The organism is Streptomyces sp. NPDC048295 (assembly GCF_040652135.1).
GTDB lineage: Bacteria > Actinomycetota > Actinomycetes > Streptomycetales > Streptomycetaceae > Streptomyces.
Genome location: NZ_JBEZLL010000008.1, coordinates 56,454 through 75,291 on the forward strand (window position 1 = coordinate 56,454; position 18,838 = coordinate 75,291).

An 18,838-nucleotide genomic window follows, 5' to 3' on the forward strand; every position below is an offset into this window, starting at 1 on the left:
CCGGTACCCGTCGATTGTCGGCGACGCCGCGGCGGGGCGCTTGCGGTCAGGCGCCGTACGGGCGGACGGCCTTGGCGTCGCGCAGGGCGTGCCCCCACCAGACCAGCTGGTCGAGCAGCACCTTGGCCGCCGCGTCGCAGCCCTCCGGGTCCCGGTGCCTGCCCTCGTCGTCGAACAGGGCTCCCGCGTTGTGGAAGGACACCGTCTCGCGGATGCCGACGGTGTGCAGCTCCGCGAAGACCTGCCGCAGGTGCTCGACGGCGCGCAGCCCGCCGGAGACCCCGCCGTACGAGACGAAGGCGACGGGCTTGGCCTGCCATTCGGCGCGGTACCAGTCGATGAGGTTCTTCAGCGGGGCCGGGTACGAGTGGTTGTACTCGGGGGTGACAACGACGAAGGCGTCGGCCGCCGCCAGCCTGGGCGCGACGGCCGCGAGCCGGGCCTGTGCCCCGGCGTCGGGGCGGTAGGAGAGGGCGGCCGGGAGGCCGGTCTCCGCGACGTCGATCAGATCGGTCTCGATGTCGGGGTGCGGGGCGGTGTGCGAGAGGAACCAGTCGGCGATGACGGGCCCGAACCGTCCCTCGCGGTTGCTGGCGAGGATGACCGCGACCTTCAGGGGTGCGGTGGAGCCGGTCGTGGGTGCGGTGGACGGGGCAACTGTGGTGAGGTCCATGCGGAAAGACTCGTATGTCAACCACGGTTGAGGTCAAGCTCGTTCGGTCAGGTCCTGCGGTCCTGCCCCGGTGCGGCCGGGCGACCGTACCGGGGCGGGACTCCGCCGGGGTGCGGGCTACTTCTCCCAGCCGACCGTCTCCGGGAGCGGGCTGTGGAAGATGGTGGCGCCGACGTCGGCGAGGCCCTTCTTCACGCTGTACGTCGAGGGACCGCTGGAAGCCGTACTGCCGAAGGGCCTTCTGCTCGACCTTGTTGACCGCCGCGATCTGCTCGTCGAGGTCCGCCAGCTCGCCGGTGGCGCGGATCACCTTGTCCAGGGCCGGCGTACCGGAGCCGGTGATGTTGGAGTCACGGTCCGAGCAGTAGAAGTCGCACAGGTAGCGGGCGCCGAACGGGTCCATGGAGCGGTTCCCGGACAGGAAGAGGTTCGAATCTGCGCTCGCTGAGGATCTTCGAGAAGTCCGCCTCGTCGGCCTTCCTGGTGACGACCTCGACGCCGACCGGCTTCAGCATCGCGGTGAAGGCACCGGCGATGGCCTTGTCCAGCGGCTCGTCGCCGAGGATCGTGTAGCCGACCTCCAGCCTCTCTGCGTCAGGTGGTAGCCGGCATAGCCCATCAGCGTCAGGCTGAGGGTCGGCAGGATCAGGTGCAGCAGACGGTCGCCGATCGTCGGGAGCAGCCCCTCGACGCCGGGTGAGTTCTCCCCGGCGACGTAGAGGAAGTGCAGCCCGGCGTTCTGGTTCAGCCAGATGGCGACGAAGACCACGGCGAGCGCGGCGACGGACGTCGGGATGTTGAACACCGCGATGGACACGGCCTGGGAGATCCGGTCGGCCCACCCGTACTGCCGCGAGGCGGTGTACACGGCCAGCGCGACGCCGATGACCACGGACAGGACGGTCGCAATGATGACCAGCTCCCCGCTGATGAGCGCGCGGTAGCCGATCTCCCCGTTGACGGAGACGCCGGTGGGCGACCTGCCCCAGTCGAAGTGGAACACCACCGAGGTGAGCCAGTCCCACCACCGGTGCACCAGCGGCTCCTGCGGGCCCAGGTTGTACGGCGCGAGGGCCCGGTCGATCTGCTCCTCGGTGCGGACCGGGCGCAGCTCCCTGAAGTTCGACCTGGGGTCCAGGAACCAACTGGCCAGGAAGTACGTGGCGTTGGTCGCGAACACGATCATCAGGAGCCAGCCGGCCGCCTTGCGGATCACATGGCGCACCATGTCCGCGACCTCCTCCCCGAACGTGGGAGGTGCACCTCTGGGGTGCCGGGTTCGGGGGGCGTGTGCATGTGCGGCGAGGGCTTTCTGCGTACGGAGCGTGAGCACGAATGTGCGAACGCCAGCCTGGTCCGCACCTGCGGGCCCGCACCAGCCTTTGGCCGTTCTCGCCATGAGGTCGACATACTGCCGCAGCAATCGACGACGATCGGTGACTGTGCGTGTACGGTCCGGCCCTCTCCGGCGCGAATCCGCCCCCACCGGACCCAGGGGGGAGGGGTCGGTGGGGGCGGCGGCCGGGGGCGGCCTCGTACACCGTCCCGTGGGGGGTGTGAGACGTGTGCCCGGGGCCCGCGAGGTCATGCATGTGACGTGCGCCACTTTCCTCCCGGATGGCATCACCCGATCGGCACCGGGTGACACGGGGCCGGCTCCGACCCCCTCCATCACCGCCGTGACCTGCACGTTCACACCTTGGCAAGGAGGCCACGCCGGTCCGTACGAGGGAGAGCTGACTCGGTGTCAGCAGGCGTCGGCGGCGGACCGCCCGTTAGCTCGGGGTCAGGACACGCCTACTCGCGCCATCGCCGGAGGAACCCCCCATGCGTCCTGCCCGCCTAGTGACCGGTACCGCCGCCGCATCCGCGGTCGCCATAGCCACGCTCGGCCTTCTCGCCGCCGGGCCGTCCGCGTACGCGGGTGATGCCGGCGCGCTGCGGGCCGGCGCGGCCGGTGCCGCGTCGCGGACCGCCGGCGACCTCGGGGCACGGGCCACCACGGCCGACGGGGCAGGGGGCGACGAAGCCGGGGGGGACGGGACCGGGGGCGACGGGACCGGGACCGGGTCCGGCACGGACACCCCGTTCAGCCTCGACAAGCTCTCCGGCCTCGCACCCTCGCTGCTCGACTCCGTCTCGGGGGGCGACGCCCTCTCCGGCCTCAATGACCAGGGCGGGCGCGACAAACCGGCCGGGGACGCGGGCACGGACCGCGGCCAGGGCACGGACCGTGGTGAGGAAACGGGCCGGGGCGAGGACGCGGGCCGGGGCGAGAGCTCGTCCGGGCACGACAGCGCGGGCGGGCGCGAGGGCCAGAGTCCGTCCGAGGAGGAGGGTTCGGGCAAGCACGACGGCTCGTCGTCCGGGCGCGACAACTCGTCCTCGTCGGGAGACCGCCCCGGGGAGACCCCGACGGGCCCCACCGGGCACGTCAAAACCGGAGTCGGCGGCAGCGTCCGGCCCGACACCACCCAGATCGCGGCGGGCGCCGGCGTTCTCGCCGCGACCGCCGTCGGCGGAGCCTGGCTCCTGCGTCGCCGGGCGAGCGGCACGCAGGCAGCCGGCTGACGGAGACGGATTCACGTCTCCGTACCGCCCGGTTCCCGTCCCGGTGGCCGCGCGCCACCGGGACGGGACCATCCCCATTCCGTCTCCCGGAGGACGACCGTGTCAGAGAAGGCCAAGGGCTGGCTGCTGGTCATCACGGCGCTGGCCGGTGTCTGGCTGATCCGGCACGGCGCCGACGACCAGCTGGTCCCGCCCGTGCCGACCGCCGCCCAGGCCTTCGCCGGCGGCCCGACGCCGCAGCCCGGATCGCCGGTCGCCGAACCGCTGAGACCCTCGGCCCCCGTACGCATCCGCATCCCGAGCATCCGGGTCGACGCCCCGATGATCAATCTCGGGCTCGGGGCCGACGGCAGTCTCGACGTGCCGCCGGCCGGGAACCGCAATGTCGTCGGCTGGTACCGGGACGGCACTCCCCCGGGCTCCAAGGGCAGTGCGATCGTCGCCGGTCATGTCGACAACGCGCAGGGGCGGGCGGTCTTCTACGACCTGGGCGCCCTGCAGAAGGGCAGCACGGTCGAGGTGGTCCGCCGGGACGGCCGTACCGCCGTCTTCTCCATCGACGCGATCGAGGTCTACGAGAACGAGAACTTCCCCGACCAGCGGGTCTACGGCGCCTCGTCCTTCGCCTCGCTGCGGCTGATCACCTGCGGCGGCGGCTTCTCGGAGGTGACGGGCTACCGGGGCAATGTGGTGGCGTACGCGCATCTGACCACCGTCCGCTGAACCCGGCCGCCGGGCGCGGGGCGTTCAGGCCGTCCACTGGTCGAAGGCCAACTTCGCGACCAGCGAGAACACCACGACCAGCAGCACACCGCGGACGAACTCGCTGCCCTTCCTGAGCGCCATCCGTGCCCCCAGGAGCCCGCCCGCCAGGTTGAACACCGCCATCAGGGCGGCCAGTTGCCACAGCACACTGCCCTGGTAGGCGAACATCGCCAGCGCGCCCCCGTTGGTGCAGACATTGACGATCTTGGCGGTGGCGGACGCCGTGACCAGGTCGAGCCGGAGCACCGCGGTCAGCGCCAGCACCAGGAATGTTCCCGTGCCGGGACCGAACAGCCCGTCGTAGAAGCCGATTCCGCCGCCGACCACCACGATAGCCGTGATCGCGCGGGCCCGGGTGACCTTCTGCCGCACCCCGTCGCCCGTGTCCTTGCCGAACGAGGGCCGCAGCATCACGAACGCCGCGACGGCCAGCAGCACCACCATGATCACCGGGCGCAGCACCTCGCTGCTGATCCCGGCGGCGAAGAACGCCCCGGCCATCGATCCGGCCAGCGCCGCGAGTCCGATCCGCAGCGCGTTCCCGACCTTCACCGGTGCCTTGCGTACGTACGTCACGGCGGCGCCCGACGTGCCGACGATCGCGACGGCCTTGTTGGTGCCCAGCACCTGCGCGGCCGGGACGTGCGGGAGACCCAGGAGCAGCGCGGGCAGCAGAAGCAGTCCGCCGCCGCCGACCACCGCGTCGATCCAGCCCGCGGCGGCTGCGGCGAGGCAGAGGACGATCAGGGTGGTGATGGTTATATCGGGCATGATCGCGACCCTAGAGAGGCGATCCATGCACAGTCCATCGGATTGAGCCAAACCTGAGGTTCCGGAGCCGCCGTACGCTGGGCCCATGAGCCACGGCTGGAACGCGAACGACATCCCGGACCAGAGGGGCCGTACGGCCGTGGTCACCGGAGCCAACAGCGGCATCGGTCTGCACACCGCGCGGGAACTGGCCCGGCACGGGGCGAGGGTCCTGCTCGCCTGCCGTGACGAGACGCGCGGCAGGGAGGCCGAGTCCCGCATACGCAGGGCCGTGACCGGTGCGGACGTGGCGTTCGTACCGCTCGATCTGGCCGATCTGGGCTCGGTGCGCGAGTTCGCCGGGACCCACGCGCCCGCCCGGCTCGATCTGCTGATCAACAACGCGGGCGTGATGGCCCTCCCGTACGGGACGACGGCCGACGGCTTCGAGAGGCAGTTCGGCATCAACCACCTGGGCCACTTCGCCCTGACCGGGCTGCTGCTCCCCCGGCTCCTCGACACCCCCGGGTCGCGGGTGGTGACCGTCTCCAGCGGGATGCACGCGCTGTCCGACCTCGACATGGGGGATCTCAACAGCGAGCGGAACTACCGTCGTTGGATCGCCTACGGGCGCTCGAAGAGCGCGAATCTGCTCTTCGTCCACGAGCTGGCGCGACGGCTCACGAGGGCCGGTTCCCGGCTGGTGGCCGCCGCCGCGCACCCGGGGTACGCGGCGACCAACCTCCAGTCCGCCGCCGCCCGGATGGAGAACCGCCGGGCGGTGGAGCGGTTCTTCGAGCTGGGCAACCGGATCGTCGCCCAGTCCGCTTCGGCCGGTGCGCTGCCCACGCTGTACGCGGCCACCGCACCCGGCGTGCGCCCCGACTCGTTCACCGGGCCGGGGCCGCTGGGCTGGCGCGGTGCGCCCGCCCCGTCCTGGCGGACGGGCTGGACGCGCGACGATGTGACGAGCGAGCGGCTCTGGGTGGCGTCCGAGCAGCTCACGGGGGTGACGTATCCGGACCTCGCCCCCTGAGCCCGGCCTGGTCCGAACGAGCGGCCCCTAGGGCTGTCCCGTAGCCCCTGGTGGATCGGCGTGCGGCGTCGGACGCGGTGCGTCGCAAGGCGGACGGACGCCCGAATACCGAATGCGTTCGGGCGTTCCGACAACGCGACGGGAGTCGGGCCTCCCCTGCTCCAGCGCGGCCGAGAGCCTGGGGAAGTGGCTGTCGTCGCACGCCCGCCAGGGATGACGCGGCAGCCCTCAGCCCTCGACGACCGCCGGGTCCATCCACATGACCTCCCAGATGTGGTTGTTCGGGTCCTGGAAGGAACGGCCGTACATGTGGCCGTAGTCCACCGTCTCGTTGGCCGGCGATCCGCCGGAGGCGAGGGCGGTGTCGACCAGCTCGTCGACCTTCTCCCGGCTCTCGGCGCTCAGGGCGAGGATCACCTCGGTGGACTTCGAGGCGTCGGCGATCTCCTTCTTGGTGAACTCCTTGAAGCGCGGCTCGGTGAGAAGCATCGCGAAGATGCTGTCGCTGATGACCAGACACGCGGTGTTCTCGTCGGTGAACTGCGGGTTGCACGAGAAGCCCAGCTTCCCGAAGAAGGCCTTGGTCGCTTCGAGGTCCTTGACCGGCAGGTTGACGAAGATCATCTGAGGCATGGCCGCTTCGCTCTCTCTTGTTCGAACGTGTACGACAGGTAGACGGCGGGGCATCACGGAACTCATCGCCGTCCTCGAAAAAACTTTCGCCGCTCGGGAGCCCGTCCGCCTGCCGTCGCATCCGCCCGGGTGCCGTCACGTCCGGGTGCCGTCACGTCCGGGTGTCGTCACGTCCGGGTGGCGTCACGTCCGGCGCCCGCCTGTCGCCCGCCTCGCTCAGGACATGGCGAGCGGTGCGCCGCCCCGGAGCAGCGATCCGCCGAGAGGGGTCAGCGTGTGCAGTACCGAGCCGCCGTGACGCAGGGTGTGGATCAGGCCTGCCTCGCGCAGCACACAGGCGTGCTGGCTCGCCGAGGCGAGGGACACTCCGGCCCGGAGTGCGAGCTCGCTGGTCGTACAGCCGTTCCCTATGGCGCTCAGGACCGTCGAGCGGGTGCTGCCGAGGAGCCGGCCGAGCCAGGGCCCGGGTTCGGCGAAGACCGGGGCGCGGGAGTGGGTGACCGGATAGACGAGGACCGGCGGCAGCTCGGGGTCACGGTAGACGACGGGGGTGACGCGGCAGAAGAAGGACGGCTGGAGCAGCAGCCCCCGGCCGTCCAGACGGACGTCCCGGTCGACGGGGTAGTCCGCCTCCAGCACGGGGGCCCGCCAGCGGATCATCGGCGGGAGGGAGGCGAGCAGTTCGTCCGCGCCGCCGTCCAGCAGGGCGCGGCCGCGGACCGCGCGGTCGGCCTCGACGCTGGCCCGGATGTGCGGCCAGTACGGCTCGATGGCGGCGCGGTGATAGCCGCGCAGGGCGTCGGCGAGGCGGCCGAGGGATTCGGCGCGGATGTCCGGCGAGCGGACCGGATCACGGCGTTCGGCGGCGAGCAGGGTGAGTTCGGCGAGGACCCGGCCGGGCGGGGTGCCGCGCAATGCCTCCATTCCCGCGTCGATGCCGTACGGCTCGCCGCTTTCCTGAGAAGGCGTCAGAAAATCCGGGAAATAGCCGCGCGAGGGAATCAGCGCGGACAGCAGGCGTACTTCACCATTCAACCGACGCCGGGTTTCCGTACGCCATTTCCCGAACACCGCGGAACCGCGCCGGTCCCGCAGCCGGTGGAAACTCAGAGCGGTTTCCCACAGCGCGTCCGGCCGGGTGGCCATCCGCACCTTGGAAAGGTCCACTCCGGACATATGGATACGCAGCACCGGTCCCCCACCTGTTGCACCTGCAATTACCCCCACCCCAGGGTAGGTGATCCGTAACAGCACGTCACCACGGGGTTTCGGCCAGAGGTGAAACGCCTCGCCCCCACCCGTCCTCACCCGAAAAGCTGTACGACGTCGGGCACGATTCCGGCGCCACCGGAAGGGCGAGTGAAGGCCGTGGGGGGTTTCGCGCGCCCGGCGGCGGTGGACGACGGTGCGGCACCGCGCCCGATGGGGGTAACCCGGGTGCGGTCCATGGATGGGGATCCATGGACCGCATCCCGGCCCATTTCTTTTCTTATTGAACGAACCCCGTCTTATTGAACGAACCCTGTCTAACGCGCGAAGAAAAAGGAACAACGCCGAACAGAGATTTCCCCAGAACGAAACGGGACGGCGGCACCCCCGCACAGGGTGCCGCCGTCCTGGAGTGTTCCGGAGCCGCCGTCGAGCCGGTGAGGGTGGTGAGGGGCCGACGGCGGCTCCGGAAGCGGAGTCAGGGGATTCGGTGCCGGGTCAGCGGCTGTCGCTGCCGCTCGAACCCGCCGCCGCCCGGCCCGCTTCGAGCCGGGCCACGGGGATGCGGAACGGGGAGCAGGACACGTAGTCCAGGCCCACCTCGTGGAAGAAGTGCACCGACTCCGGGTCTCCGCCGTGCTCACCGCAGATGCCGAGCTTCAGGTCCGGGCGGGTGGCCCGGCCGGCCGCGACGGCGCTGCGGACCAGCGAGCCGACGCCGTCCTTGTCGATCGTCTCGAACGGCGACACCCCGAAGATGCCCTTCTCCAGGTACGCGGTGAAGAACGAGGCCTCCACGTCGTCGCGGGAGAAGCCCCACACGGTCTGTGTCAGGTCGTTCGTGCCGAAGGAGAAGAACTGCGCGGCCTCGGCGATCTGGCCCGCGGTCAGGGCGGCGCGCGGCAGCTCGATCATCGTGCCGATGGTGAGCTTCAGCCGGGTGCCGGTGGCGGCCTCGACCTCGGCGATGACCTGGTCGGCCTCCTCGCGGACGATCTCCAGCTCCTGGACCGTGCCGACGAGCGGAATCATGATCTCGGCGCGCGGGTCGCCCTTGGCGTTCTTGCGCTCGGCCGCGGCCTCGGCGATCGCCCGTACCTGCATGGCGAACAGTCCGGGGATGACGAGACCGAGACGGACCCCGCGCAGGCCGAGCATCGGGTTCTGCTCGTGCAGCTTGTGCACGGCCTGGAGCAGGCGCAGGTCGTTCTCGTTGGCGTCCTTGCGGGACTCGGCGAGTGCGACCCGCACCGAGAGCTCGGTGATGTCGGGCAGGAACTCGTGCAGCGGCGGGTCGAGCAGCCGTACGGTCACGGGCAGTCCGTCCATCGCCTCGAACAGCTCGATGAAGTCGGCCTTCTGGAGCGGGAGCAGTTCCTCCAGCGCGGTCTCGCGCTCGGTGTCGGTGTCCGCGAGGATCAGCTTCTCGACCATCTCGCGGCGCTCGCCGAGGAACATGTGCTCGGTGCGGCACAGACCGATGCCCTGGGCGCCGAAGCGGCGGGCCCGCAGCGCGTCCTCGGCGTTGTCGGCGTTGGCCCGCACCCGGAGCCGGCGCACCCGGTCCGCGTACGCCATGATCCGGTGCACGGCGGCGACCAGCTCGTCGGCGTCGTCGGCACCCGCGTGCATCCGGCCCTCGAAGTACTCGACGACCGGGGACGGCACGACGGGGACCTCACCGAGGTACACCTTGCCGGTGGAGCCGTCGATGGAGACGACGTCGCCCTCCTCGATGACCCGGCCGCCCACCGTCATCCGGCGCCGCTTGGTGTCGACCTCCAGGTCCTCGGCGCCGCAGACACAGGTCTTGCCCATGCCGCGGGCGACGACGGCGGCGTGCGAGGTCTTGCCGCCGCGCGAGGTCAGGATGCCCTCGGCCGCGATCATGCCGTCGAGGTCGTCGGGGTTGGTCTCGCGGCGGATCAGGATGACCTTCTCGCCGGAGCGGGACCACTTGACCGCGGTGTACGAGTCGAAGACGGCCTTGCCGACCGCCGCACCCGGGGACGCGGCGATGCCGCGGCCCAGCAGCTCGGTCCTCGCCTCGTCGTCGAAGCGCGGGAACATCAGCTGCGCCAGCTGTGCGCCGTTGACCCGCTGGAGCGCCTCGGCCTCGTCGATGAGCCCCTGGTCGACGAGCTGGGTCGCGATACGGAACGCGGCACCGGCGGTGCGCTTGCCGACCCGGGTCTGGAGCATCCACAGCTGGCCGCGCTCGATGGTGAACTCGATGTCGCAGAGATCCTTGTAGTGGGTCTCCAGCGTCTTCATGATCTGCATCAGCTGGTCGTACGACTTCTTGTCGATCGACTCCAGCTCGGCGAGCGGCACGGTGTTGCGGATACCGGCGACGACGTCCTCGCCCTGCGCGTTCTGCAGGTAGTCGCCGTAGACGCCCTGGTGGCCGCTGGCCGGGTCGCGGGTGAACGCGACCCCCGTACCCGAGTCGGGGCCGAGGTTGCCGAAGACCATCGAGCAGACGTTGACGGCCGTGCCCAGGTCGCCGGGGATGCGCTCCTGGCGGCGGTAGAGCTTGGCCCGGTCGGTGTTCCACGAGTCGAAGACGGCCTTTATGGCCAGGTCCATCTGCTCACGCGGGTCCTGCGGGAAGTCGCGTCCGGCGTCCCTGGCGACGATCTTCTTGAACTGCTTGACCAGCTTCTTCAGATCGGCCGCGTCGAGGTCGACGTCGACGGTGACGCCCTTGGCCTCCTTCGCCGCCTCCAGCGCCTCCTCGAAGAGGTCGCCGTCGACACCGAGGACGGTCTTGCCGAACATCTGGATGAGGCGGCGGTAGGAGTCCCAGGCGAACCGCTCGTCGCCGGCCTGCGCGGTGAGACCCACCACGGACTCGTCGGAGAGGCCGATGTTGAGGACCGTGTCCATCATCCCGGGCATCGAGAACTTCGCGCCGGAGCGGACGGAGACCAGCAGCGGGTCGTCGGCCTGGCCGAGCTTCTTGCCCATCCGCGCCTCAAGGGCGTCGAGGTGCGCGCTGACCTCGGCACGCAGCGCGGCCGGCTCCTCGCCGCTCCCGAGGTAGACCTTGCACGCCTCGGTGGTGATGGTGAATCCCGGAGGGACGGGGAGCCCGAGGTTGGTCATCTCGGCGAGGTTCGCACCCTTGCCGCCGAGGAGGTCCTTCAGATCCTTGTTGCCCTCGGTGAAGTCATAAACGAACTTCTCGCCCGCGGACTCCCGGGATTCCGGGGTGGTTACGTGGGGATCTTTGTTTTCCGACACGGGTCTCGACTCCTCGAGGACGCGGTGGCTGCCCTGACGGCGAGGAACATACCCAGATCGAAGGTGTCTGGGTACGTCCACTTGCGCGTCATGAGGTCTCAACCACCCGTCCGCCAGCAGATCGAAAGTGACGCCGTCCGTCGCCCGATCGGAGCCATGCATTCACCTCTTGAACACATAATCACTCAGGGGTGCGAGATTTCGGCGATCCGGCGACACTCCGCAACGGAGGCGTCGATCGATCAAACTGGAGACCCTTGGCACCGAGTGCCATCATTTGAGAAGTCAAGTCCTCAAAATTGCGCTCATCTGAGCATGCTCACTCTCAGGGTGGCGAGAATCACTCCGCGGACGATGCTCAGATGTCACCATCCGGACGCCTGATCGGCAACCGCCCGTCACGCCTTGATCACCGAAGTGCGACCAGGGCGGCGAGGGCACGCTGCGCGAGGCCCGATTACGACTCGTTCGAGCCACCTCTGACCGAATCCTCGTCGATTCCAGCCGAATGCGGCGCTCAAATGAGCGAGCCAAAAGAGGAGGCACGCGGTGCCTATGGCGCCGCGTGCCCATGAAAGCCCTGGATGGAAGACCGGGCGGACCGTCTCAGAGCCTGCCGGCCGACCTCCGGCCGGCGCTCAGCCGCCCGAGGTGTCCAGCTCCGCGTCCGGGCTCACGCCCGCGCAGTCGTACGGGTCCTTCAGCCAGCCGTCCGGCAGCACCACGCGGTTGTTGCCCGAGGTGCGCCCGCGCGGCCCGTCCGCGCCGTCCGGCCACGGCTGGTCCAGGTCCAGCTCCTGCAACTGCCCGCCGAGCTCCTCCAGCGACGAGGTGATCGCGAGCTTCTTGCGCATCTCCGAGCCGACCGCGAAGCCCTTGAGGTACCAGGCGACGTGCTTGCGGAAGTCGATCACCCCGCGCGTCTCGTCGCCGATCCACTCCCCCAGCAGCGTCGCGTGCCGCAGCATCACGTCGGCGACCTGCCGGAGCCCCGGCGCCTGCCGCGCCCCCGTGCCCTCGAACTCGCTCACCAGGTCACCGAAGAGCCAGGGACGGCCCAGACAGCCACGGCCCACGACCACGCCGTCGCAGCCGGTCTCGCGCATCATCCGGCGGGCGTCGTCCGCGCACCAGATGTCGCCGTTGCCGAGCACGGGGATCTCCGGGACGTGTTCCTTGAGGCGGGCGATGGCATCCCAGTCGGCGGTGCCGCCGTAGTGCTGGGCGGCCGTCCTGCCGTGCAGGGCGACGGCCGTGACACCCTCCTCGACTGCGATCCGGCCCGCGTCCAGGTAGGTCATGTGGTCGTCGTCGATGCCCTTGCGCACCTTGATGGTGACCGGCAGGTCGCCCGCGTTGGAGACCGCCTGGTTGAGGATCGCGCGCAGCAGCGGCCGCTTGTACGGGAGCGCCGAGCCGCCGCCCTTGCGGGTCACCTTGGGAACCGGGCAGCCGAAGTTCAGATCGATGTGGTCGGCGAGGTCCTCGTCGACGATCATGCGGACGGCCTTGCCGACGGTGACCGGGTCCACCCCGTAGAGCTGGATCGAGCGCGGGGTCTCGCTCGCGTCGAAGTGGATCAGCTGCATGGTCTTCTCGTTGCGCTCGACCAGCGCCCGCGTGGTGATCATCTCGCTGACGAACAGCCCCTTGCCGCCGGAGAACTCCCGGCACAGGGTGCGGAAGGGGGCGTTGGTGATGCCGGCCATGGGGGCGAGCACCACCGGCGGCTGCACCGTGTGCGGGCCGATCCGGAGCAACGGGAGGGAGGGGGCGAGCGTGGTCATTGCTCCATTGTCGCGTACCGGGCCGGGCCCTCCGGCAGCGGAGTTCGTTAGTTAACCGTACTATCCATGTATGCCCGAGCTGAGTCACCGTCGGCGGCAGTTGGTACTGGCGATCTGCTGCATGAGCCTGCTGATCGTCAGTCTCGACAACACCGTGCTCAACGTCGCCCTGCCCTCCATGCAGAAGGAACTGCACGCCACCGTCGCCGGAATGCAGTGGACGATCGACGCCTACACCCTCGTCCTGGCCTCGCTGCTGATGCTCGCGGGCTCCGCCGCCGACCGGATCGGGCGCCGCAAGGTCTTCAAGACCGGGCTCGTCCTGTTCACCCTCGGTTCGCTGCTCTGCTCCGTCGCGCCGAACCTGGAGTCGCTGGTGGTGTTCCGGATGGTGCAGGCGGTGGGCGGCTCGATGCTCAACCCCGTCGCGATGTCGATCATCACCAACACCTTCACCGACCCGCGCGAGCGGGCCCGCGCCATCGGGGTGTGGGGCGGCGTCGTCGGCATCTCCATGGCGGCGGGCCCGGTGATCGGCGGGCTGCTGGTGGACTCGGTCGGCTGGCGGTCGATCTTCTGGATCAATCTGCCGGTCGGTCTCGCCGCGCTCCTGCTCACCTGGCGGTACGTCCCCGAGTCCCGCGCCCCGAAGCCGCGCCGCCCCGACCCGGTGGGGCAGTTGCTGGTGATCGGGCTGCTCGGTTCGCTGACGTACGCGATCATCGAGGCGCCCTCCCAGGGCTGGGACTCGCCGCGGATCCTGCTGTTCGCCGCGCTCGCCGTGTGCTCCCTGATCGGGCTGCTGCTGTACGAGCCCCGGCGTGCCGAACCCCTGATCGATCTGCGTTTCTTCCGCAGCGCCCCGTTCAGCGGGGCCACCGTCATAGCGGTCTGCGCCTTCGCCGCGCTGAGCGGATTCCTCTTCCTCAACACCCTCTACCTGCAGAACGTGCGCGGGCTGAGCGCGCTGCACGCCGGTCTGTACATGCTGCCGATGGCGGCCCTGACCTTTGTCTGCGCGCCGCTGTCCGGGCGGCTCGTCGGCAGCCGGGGGCCGCGGCTGCCGCTGCTCGTGGCGGGCGTGGCCATGACGGCGTGCGGGCTGCTGTTCGCCGTGTTCGACGCGGAGACCGACAACGTCCTGCTGTTCACCGGCTATGTCCTGTTCGGCCTCGGCTTCGGCATGGTGAACGCGCCGATCACCAATACGGCCGTCTCCGGGATGCCGCGCTCGCAGGCCGGGGTGGCGGCCGCGGTCGCCTCGACCAGCCGGCAGATCGGCGGAACGCTCGGGGTCGCCGTGATCGGCGCGGTACTGGCGGCGGGGGTCGCCGGGGCCGGGGCACCGCGCGGCGCGGCGTACGCGACGGCCTTCGTGGACGCGAGCACGCCCGCCTGGTGGATCCTCGGCGGGTGCGGGCTGTGCGTCCTGCTGGTGGGGGCGCTGACGAGCGGGCGGTGGGCGCGGGAGACGGCGCGCCGGACCGCCGAGCGGCTGGAACGGCCGGCGGACGCCCCGTCCGGGGATCAGACGTCGGCGGGCTCCAGGGCCTGAAGGCGCTCCAGGCGCTCCCTGGTCTCCTCGTCGGCGGGGGCGTACGTCACCATGCGCGGCCCGCTCGACGGACCCAGCCAGAGATCGGTGTGTTCGAGGCGGAGCAGCCCGACGTGGGCGTTGCGGAAGATCTTGGTCCGGCCGCCCGCGCCCACCACCTCGTGCCGGGCCCAGATCTCCCGGAACTCCGCGGAGGTCTCCTCCAGCCGCCCGAGGAGCGCCTTCCAGGCGGGCTCGGCCAGATGCTCGGCCATCGCCCGGCGGAACTTGGCGGCCATCAGCCGGTTCACCTCGGGGAGGTCGACGACGGCGGAGCGCCACTGCGCGTTGGTGTAGGCGAGGATCATGCAGTTGCGGTCCTCCGGGGCGACGGCGTCCAGGTCGCAGAGCAGCCTGCCGTACGTCCGGTTGTACGCGAGGATGTCGTAACGGCTGTTCTGGACGCAGGCCGGGATCGGGTCCAGCTGCCGCAGCATCTCGCGCAGCGCGGGGGTCACGCTCGGGCAGTCCGCGCCCGGTGACGGGTCGACGGCACCGGCGAGCGAGAAGAGGTGGCCGCGTTCGCTGCGGTCGAGCAGCAGGGCCCGGGCCAGGGCGTCGAGCACCTGGGGCGAGACCTGGATGTCGCGGGCCTGTTCCAGCCAGGTGTACCAGGTGACGCCCACGGCGGAGAGCTGGGCGACCTCCTCGCGGCGCAGGCCGGGGGTGCGCCGGCGGCGGCCCCGGGGCAGGCCGGCCTGTTCGGGGGTGATCCGCTCGCGGCGGCTGCGCAGGAAGCCCGCGAGTTCCTGCCGCCGGACGTCCGGCTCGGAGGGGTCCCGCCGCCTCGGAGCCGGCGGGACCCCGGGCACCACGCGTACCTCGGGCAGTTCGCTCGCCATCGTCGCCATGCCTCCAGCCTGCCGAGCCGCCGGGCGCTCTGCCAGGTGCTCCTTGTACCAGGATAAAGACACTCTGGTACCAGGCTGGGGCCGCGGTGATGCTCGATGGCGTGAGTGAATCAACTGTTCGGACGCAAGCGACCGCCACCGTCGACGCCGTGGTGCGGCACGACCACCCCGCTCCGGTGCTCGGCAGGCTCGGGCTGTTCACCGTGCTGCTCGGTGCGGCGCTGCCGCTCATCGACTTCTTCATCGTCAATGTCGCCCTGCCGACGATCGACCACGATCTGGACGCGGGTCCCGCGCTGCTCGAACTGGTCGTCGCGGGCTACGGCCTCGCCTACGCCGTGCTGCTCGTCCTCGGCGGCCGGCTCGGTGACATGGCCGGGCGCCGTCGGCTCTTCCTGCTGGGCATCGCCGCCTTCGGTATCACCTCGCTCGCCTGCGGGCTCGCCCCGGACGCCTGGACGCTCGTGGGGGCGCGGGTGGCGCAGGGCGCGGCGGCCGCGCTGATGCTGCCGCAGGTGCTCGCCACCATCCAGGCGGCCACCTCGGGAGAGCGTCGGGCCCGCGCGATGGGCCTGTACGGGGCGACGGCCGGGCTCTCCATGGTCGCGGGGCAGATCCTCGGCGGTGTCCTGGTGGCTGCGGCGCCGCTGTCGTCGGTGTTCGGCGAGAGCGCGGGCTGGCGTTCGGTGTTCCTGGTGAACGTTCCGGTGGCGGCGGTGGGGCTGGTGCTGGCCGCCCGTGTCGTGCCGGAGACGCGCTCGGAGCGACCGGCGCCGGTCGACGTACCGGGCACGCTGCTGCTGGCCGTGTCGCTGGTGACGCTGCTCGCCCCGCTGACGGAGGGACGCGCCGCGGGCTGGCCGGTGTGGACCTGGATATCGCTGGCCCTGTTCCCGTTCGCCGCGTACGCCTTCTACCGGGTCGAGCGGCGGGCCGACCGGCTCGGGCTGACCCCGCTGGTGCCGCCGAGCCTCCTGCGGCTGGAGTCGCTGCGCCGCGGGCTGGCGCTGGTGGTGCCGTTCTCGATCGGCTTCGGGGGCTTCATGTTCGTCATCGCGGTGTCCCTGCAACAGGGGCTGGAGCTGGGCCCGGCCGCGGCGGGTCTGTCGCTGGCGCCGATGGCGGCGGCGTTCTTCGTGGCGTCGCTGGCCGGTCCGCGGCTGGTCCTGCGGTACGGCAGCCGGGTCGTGACGGCAGGCGGGCTGATCCAGGCGGTGGGGGTGCTGGTGCTGACGCTCACCGTGTGGCGGGAGTGGTCCGGTCTCGGGGCGCTGGGGCTGCTGCCGGGGGTGGCGGTCGCGGGGTTCGGGCAGGGGCTCCAGCTGCCCGTCCTGTTCCGGATCGTGCTCTCCGACGTACCGGCCGCGCGTGCCGGGGTGGGCGGCGGGGTGATGACGACGACTCAGCAGGCCGCGCTGGCCCTGGGGGTGGCCACGCTCGGCACGCTGTTCCTCTCGCTGGTCCCGGGCGCGGGCATGCGGGACGCGCTGGCCGTGACGCTGCTGGTGCAGCTGGCCGCGGTGGCGCTGACGACACTGCTGAGTCTGCGGCTGCCGCGCCGGGTGGCGTGAACACGGGGCGCGGACAAGGGCGTGGGCCCGGATCACGGGGTGATCCGGGCCCACGGTCGTACGGGTGGCGAGGAGGCGTCAGCTCTCCGCCGGGGCGTCCTGCTCGGGCGCGTCCGCGGCGCCGTCCGCCGGGGCCGCCTGGGAGGCGGTGCCGGACTGCGCGCGCTCACGCATCTTGCGCAGCAGCTCCTGCTTCTGGTCGGCGGCCGCCTTGCGGTCGGTGGTGCGGGCGGCGCCCACGCCCTGCTGATCGGCGCGGGACAGCTTCTTGCGCTGTCCGCCCACACCGAGAAGGTTGTTACGGCTCTTGGCCACGGCGTTCTCCCGTTCGTAGTGCGAAGTGAGGTCTGAAGCGACCTGGATCGGTCCGGTGGGCGGCGGATGGTCGGACCCGCCGCGCGCTCACTCGTAGATCTGGAAGAACGAATACATGCCGGAACCGTACCCCGCCCCGGTCGGCCCCCGCACCCGATTTCGGGTCCGGCCCCCGCACCCGGCCGCCCGGCGTGCGAGGAGGCCCCCGGTTCCGCGCCGGGAACCGGGGGCCTCGTCAGCGCGAGCGGTACGTCAGCAGCCCAGCAGGCGGGCGCCGAGGTAGGTCTGGATCTGGTCCAGGGAGACGCGCTCCTGCTTCATGGTGTCGCGCTCGCGCACGGTCACCGCGTTGTCGTCGAGGGTGTCGAAGTCGACGGTGACGCAGAACGGCGTACCGATCTCGTCCTGACGGCGGTAGCGGCGGCCGATGGCGCCCGCGTCGTCGAACTCGATGTTCCAGTTCTTCCGGAGGTCGGCCGCGAGGCCCTTGGCCTTCGGCGACAGCTGCGGGTTGCGGGACAGCGGCAGGACGGCGACCTTGACCGGCGCGAGGCGCGGGTCGAGACGCATCACGGTGCGCTTCTCCATGACGCCCTTGGCGTTGGGCGCCTCGTCCTCGATGTAGGCGTCGAGGAGGAAGGCGAGCATCGCCCGGCCGACACCGGCCGCCGGCTCGATGACGTACGGGGTCCAGCGCTCGCCGGCCTCCTGGTCGAAGAAGACCAGGTCGGTGCCCGAGGCCTTGGAGTGCGCCTTGAGGTCGTAGTCCGTGCGGTTGGCGACGCCCTCCAGCTCACCCCACTCGCTGCCGCCGAAGCGGAAGCGGTACTCGATGTCGGCGGTGCGCTTGGAGTAGTGGGAGAGCTTCTCCGCCGGGTGCTCGAACCAGCGCATGTTCTCCTCGCGCATGCCGAGCTCCGTGTACCAGTTCCAGCGCTGGTCCATCCAGTACTGCTGCCACTCCTCGTCCTCGCCCGGCTTGACGAAGAACTCCATCTCCATCTGCTCGAACTCGCGGGTGCGGAAGATGAAGTTGCCCGGAGTGATCTCGTTCCGGAAGGACTTGCCCATCTGGGCGATGCCGAACGGCGGCTTCTTGCGCGAGGTCTGCAGCACCTGGCCGAAGTTGGTGAAGATGCCCTGCGCGGTCTCGGGACGCAGGTAGGCGACCGAGCCGGAGTCCTGGGTCGGGCCGAGGTGGGTGGAGAGCAGGCCCGAGAACTGCTTGGGCTCGGTGAAGGTGCCCTTGTTGCCGCAGTTGGGGCAGTTGAGCTCGGTCAGGCCGTTCGCGGGCGCGTGGCCGTGCTTCTCCTCGTACGCCTCCTCCAGGTGGTCGGCGCGGAAGCGCTTGTGGCAGGAGGTGCACTCGGTCAGCGGGTCGGTGAACGTGGCGACGTGGCCGGAGGCGGACCAGACCTCGGGGGCGAGGATGACCGACGAGTCGAGACCGACCACGTCCTCGCGCGAGGTGACCATGTAGCGCCACCACTGGCGCTTGAGGTTCTCCTTCATCTCGACGCCCAGCGGCCCGTAGTCCCAGGCGGCCTTCTGGCCTCCGTAGATCTCACTGCACGGGTAGACGAAGCCACGGCGCTTGCTCAGGCTGACGATGGAGTCGATCTTGTCGGCGGCCACGGTGCTCTCTTCATTTACGACGAAATTTGGACAGGGGTGGCGCAAAGCGCCTGCGTGGGGGGTGATGGTCGGGATACGGGCGGGCGAATGCTTCAGATTACCGGCGGGCACGGCCCCTGGATCAAATCGGTACCGGCACGGTCGGCCGCAAAGTCATCTCATCAGCCTTGTTGACAATCGTTTCCAATTTTGTTGAAAATGA

16 protein-coding genes are annotated in these 18,838 nt (G+C 70.5%); 6 read left to right on the forward strand and 10 right to left on the reverse strand.

Annotated features, from left to right (window positions below; genetic code table 11):
- Positions 1–46: 46 nt before the first annotated feature.
- The gene (locus tag AB0D53_RS14105; protein WP_362444960.1) at positions 47–673 is read right to left on the reverse strand and encodes an NAD(P)H-dependent oxidoreductase; all 627 of its coding nucleotides are present in this window, start codon (positions 671–673) and stop codon (positions 47–49) included.
- Between the two features lie 160 nt (positions 674–833).
- Between AB0D53_RS14105 and AB0D53_RS14110 the strand changes: the two genes are divergently transcribed.
- A complete protein-coding gene (locus AB0D53_RS14110) occupies positions 834–1,121 on the forward strand; it encodes a hypothetical protein (RefSeq protein WP_362444963.1) in 288 nt (95 codons plus the stop codon).
- 60 nt (positions 1,122–1,181) lie between these two features.
- Here AB0D53_RS14110 and AB0D53_RS14115 read toward each other — a convergent pair whose 3' ends face one another.
- Positions 1,182–1,901 carry a hypothetical protein gene (locus AB0D53_RS14115; protein ID WP_362444966.1) on the reverse strand — a complete coding sequence of 240 codons (720 nt, stop codon included), beginning with the start codon at positions 1,899–1,901 and terminating at the stop codon, positions 1,182–1,184.
- Positions 1,902–2,500: 599 nt separating this feature from the next.
- On the opposite strand from AB0D53_RS14115, the gene AB0D53_RS14120 reads away from it, so the two are divergent.
- Together AB0D53_RS14120 and AB0D53_RS14125 are read left to right on the forward strand one after the other, a co-directional pair.
- On the forward strand, positions 2,501–3,244 hold the full coding sequence (locus AB0D53_RS14120) for a hypothetical protein (RefSeq protein WP_362444969.1): 744 nt from the start codon (positions 2,501–2,503) through the stop codon (positions 3,242–3,244).
- A 99-nt stretch (positions 3,245–3,343) separates the two neighbouring features.
- Positions 3,344–3,967: a class F sortase gene (locus tag AB0D53_RS14125; RefSeq protein WP_362444972.1), complete on the forward strand. Its 624-nt coding sequence runs from the start codon at positions 3,344–3,346 to the stop codon at positions 3,965–3,967.
- A 24-nt stretch (positions 3,968–3,991) separates the two neighbouring features.
- Here AB0D53_RS14125 and AB0D53_RS14130 read toward each other — a convergent pair whose 3' ends face one another.
- Complete coding sequence (locus AB0D53_RS14130) at positions 3,992–4,780, reverse strand: TSUP family transporter (protein ID WP_362444975.1); 789 nt, start codon at positions 4,778–4,780, stop codon at positions 3,992–3,994.
- A gap of 85 nt (positions 4,781–4,865) precedes the next feature.
- Between AB0D53_RS14130 and AB0D53_RS14135 the strand changes: the two genes are divergently transcribed.
- A complete protein-coding gene (locus AB0D53_RS14135) occupies positions 4,866–5,795 on the forward strand; it encodes an oxidoreductase (protein WP_362444978.1) in 930 nt (309 codons plus the stop codon).
- A gap of 228 nt (positions 5,796–6,023) precedes the next feature.
- Here the strand turns inward: AB0D53_RS14135 and AB0D53_RS14140 are convergent, their stop codons facing one another.
- The 4 genes from AB0D53_RS14140 to dusB all read right to left on the reverse strand — a co-directional run bounded on the left by AB0D53_RS14140 (position 6,024) and on the right by dusB (position 12,670).
- On the reverse strand, positions 6,024–6,428 hold the full coding sequence (locus AB0D53_RS14140) for a VOC family protein (protein ID WP_329821098.1): 405 nt from the start codon (positions 6,426–6,428) through the stop codon (positions 6,024–6,026).
- Between the two features lie 216 nt (positions 6,429–6,644).
- Complete coding sequence (locus AB0D53_RS14145) at positions 6,645–7,619, reverse strand: helix-turn-helix domain-containing protein (protein WP_362444982.1); 975 nt, start codon at positions 7,617–7,619, stop codon at positions 6,645–6,647.
- Between the two features lie 516 nt (positions 7,620–8,135).
- Positions 8,136–10,883, reverse strand: a complete 2,748-nt coding sequence (ppdK, locus tag AB0D53_RS14150; protein ID WP_362444985.1) for a pyruvate, phosphate dikinase — start codon at positions 10,881–10,883, stop codon at positions 8,136–8,138.
- Between the two features lie 638 nt (positions 10,884–11,521).
- Positions 11,522–12,670, reverse strand: coding sequence for a tRNA dihydrouridine synthase DusB (gene dusB / locus AB0D53_RS14155; protein ID WP_362444988.1), 1,149 nt, complete (start codon positions 12,668–12,670; stop codon positions 11,522–11,524).
- A 70-nt stretch (positions 12,671–12,740) separates the two neighbouring features.
- Between dusB and AB0D53_RS14160 the strand changes: the two genes are divergently transcribed.
- Positions 12,741–14,225, forward strand: coding sequence for an MFS transporter (locus tag AB0D53_RS14160; RefSeq protein ID WP_362444992.1), 1,485 nt, complete (start codon positions 12,741–12,743; stop codon positions 14,223–14,225).
- Here AB0D53_RS14160 and AB0D53_RS14165 read toward each other — a convergent pair.
- A complete protein-coding gene (locus tag AB0D53_RS14165; RefSeq protein WP_362445626.1) occupies positions 14,198–15,106 on the reverse strand; it encodes a helix-turn-helix domain-containing protein in 909 nt (302 codons plus the stop codon). The genes AB0D53_RS14160 and AB0D53_RS14165 overlap by 28 nt on opposite strands.
- A 98-nt stretch (positions 15,107–15,204) precedes the next feature.
- On the opposite strand from AB0D53_RS14165, the gene AB0D53_RS14170 reads away from it, so the two are divergent.
- Positions 15,205–16,686, forward strand: coding sequence for an MFS transporter (locus AB0D53_RS14170; protein ID WP_362444995.1), 1,482 nt, complete (start codon positions 15,205–15,207; stop codon positions 16,684–16,686).
- 78 nt (positions 16,687–16,764) lie between these two features.
- On the opposite strand, the gene AB0D53_RS14175 is transcribed toward AB0D53_RS14170, so the two are convergent.
- On the reverse strand, positions 16,765–17,001 hold the full coding sequence (locus tag AB0D53_RS14175; RefSeq protein WP_362444998.1) for a DUF6243 family protein: 237 nt from the start codon (positions 16,999–17,001) through the stop codon (positions 16,765–16,767).
- Positions 17,002–17,253: 252 nt separating this feature from the next.
- Positions 17,254–18,636: a glycine--tRNA ligase gene (locus AB0D53_RS14180; protein WP_362445001.1), complete on the reverse strand. Its 1,383-nt coding sequence runs from the start codon at positions 18,634–18,636 to the stop codon at positions 17,254–17,256.
- Between the last annotated feature and the right edge of the window lie 202 nt (positions 18,637–18,838).

Bases quoted from the DNA above. Each gene is read 5' to 3' on its own strand.
- AB0D53_RS14105 (WP_362444960.1), bottom strand. From the start codon at position 673: ATGGACCTCACCACAGTTGCCCCGTCCACCGCACCCACGACCGGCTCC.
- AB0D53_RS14110 (WP_362444963.1), top strand. From the start codon at position 834: ATGGTGGCGCCGACGTCGGCGAGGCCCTTCTTCACGCTGTACGTCGAG.
- AB0D53_RS14115 (WP_362444966.1), bottom strand. From the start codon at position 1,901: ATGGTGCGCCATGTGATCCGCAAGGCGGCCGGCTGGCTCCTGATGATC.
- AB0D53_RS14120 (WP_362444969.1), top strand. From the start codon at position 2,501: ATGCGTCCTGCCCGCCTAGTGACCGGTACCGCCGCCGCATCCGCGGTC.
- AB0D53_RS14130 (WP_362444975.1), bottom strand. From the start codon at position 4,780: ATGCCCGATATAACCATCACCACCCTGATCGTCCTCTGCCTCGCCGCA.
- AB0D53_RS14135 (WP_362444978.1), top strand. From the start codon at position 4,866: ATGAGCCACGGCTGGAACGCGAACGACATCCCGGACCAGAGGGGCCGT.
- AB0D53_RS14140 (WP_329821098.1), bottom strand. From the start codon at position 6,428: ATGCCTCAGATGATCTTCGTCAACCTGCCGGTCAAGGACCTCGAAGCG.
- dusB (WP_362444988.1), bottom strand. From the start codon at position 12,670: ATGACCACGCTCGCCCCCTCCCTCCCGTTGCTCCGGATCGGCCCGCAC.
- AB0D53_RS14160 (WP_362444992.1), top strand. From the start codon at position 12,741: ATGCCCGAGCTGAGTCACCGTCGGCGGCAGTTGGTACTGGCGATCTGC.
- AB0D53_RS14165 (WP_362445626.1), bottom strand. From the start codon at position 15,106: ATGGCGAGCGAACTGCCCGAGGTACGCGTGGTGCCCGGGGTCCCGCCG.
- AB0D53_RS14170 (WP_362444995.1), top strand. From the start codon at position 15,205: ATGCTCGATGGCGTGAGTGAATCAACTGTTCGGACGCAAGCGACCGCC.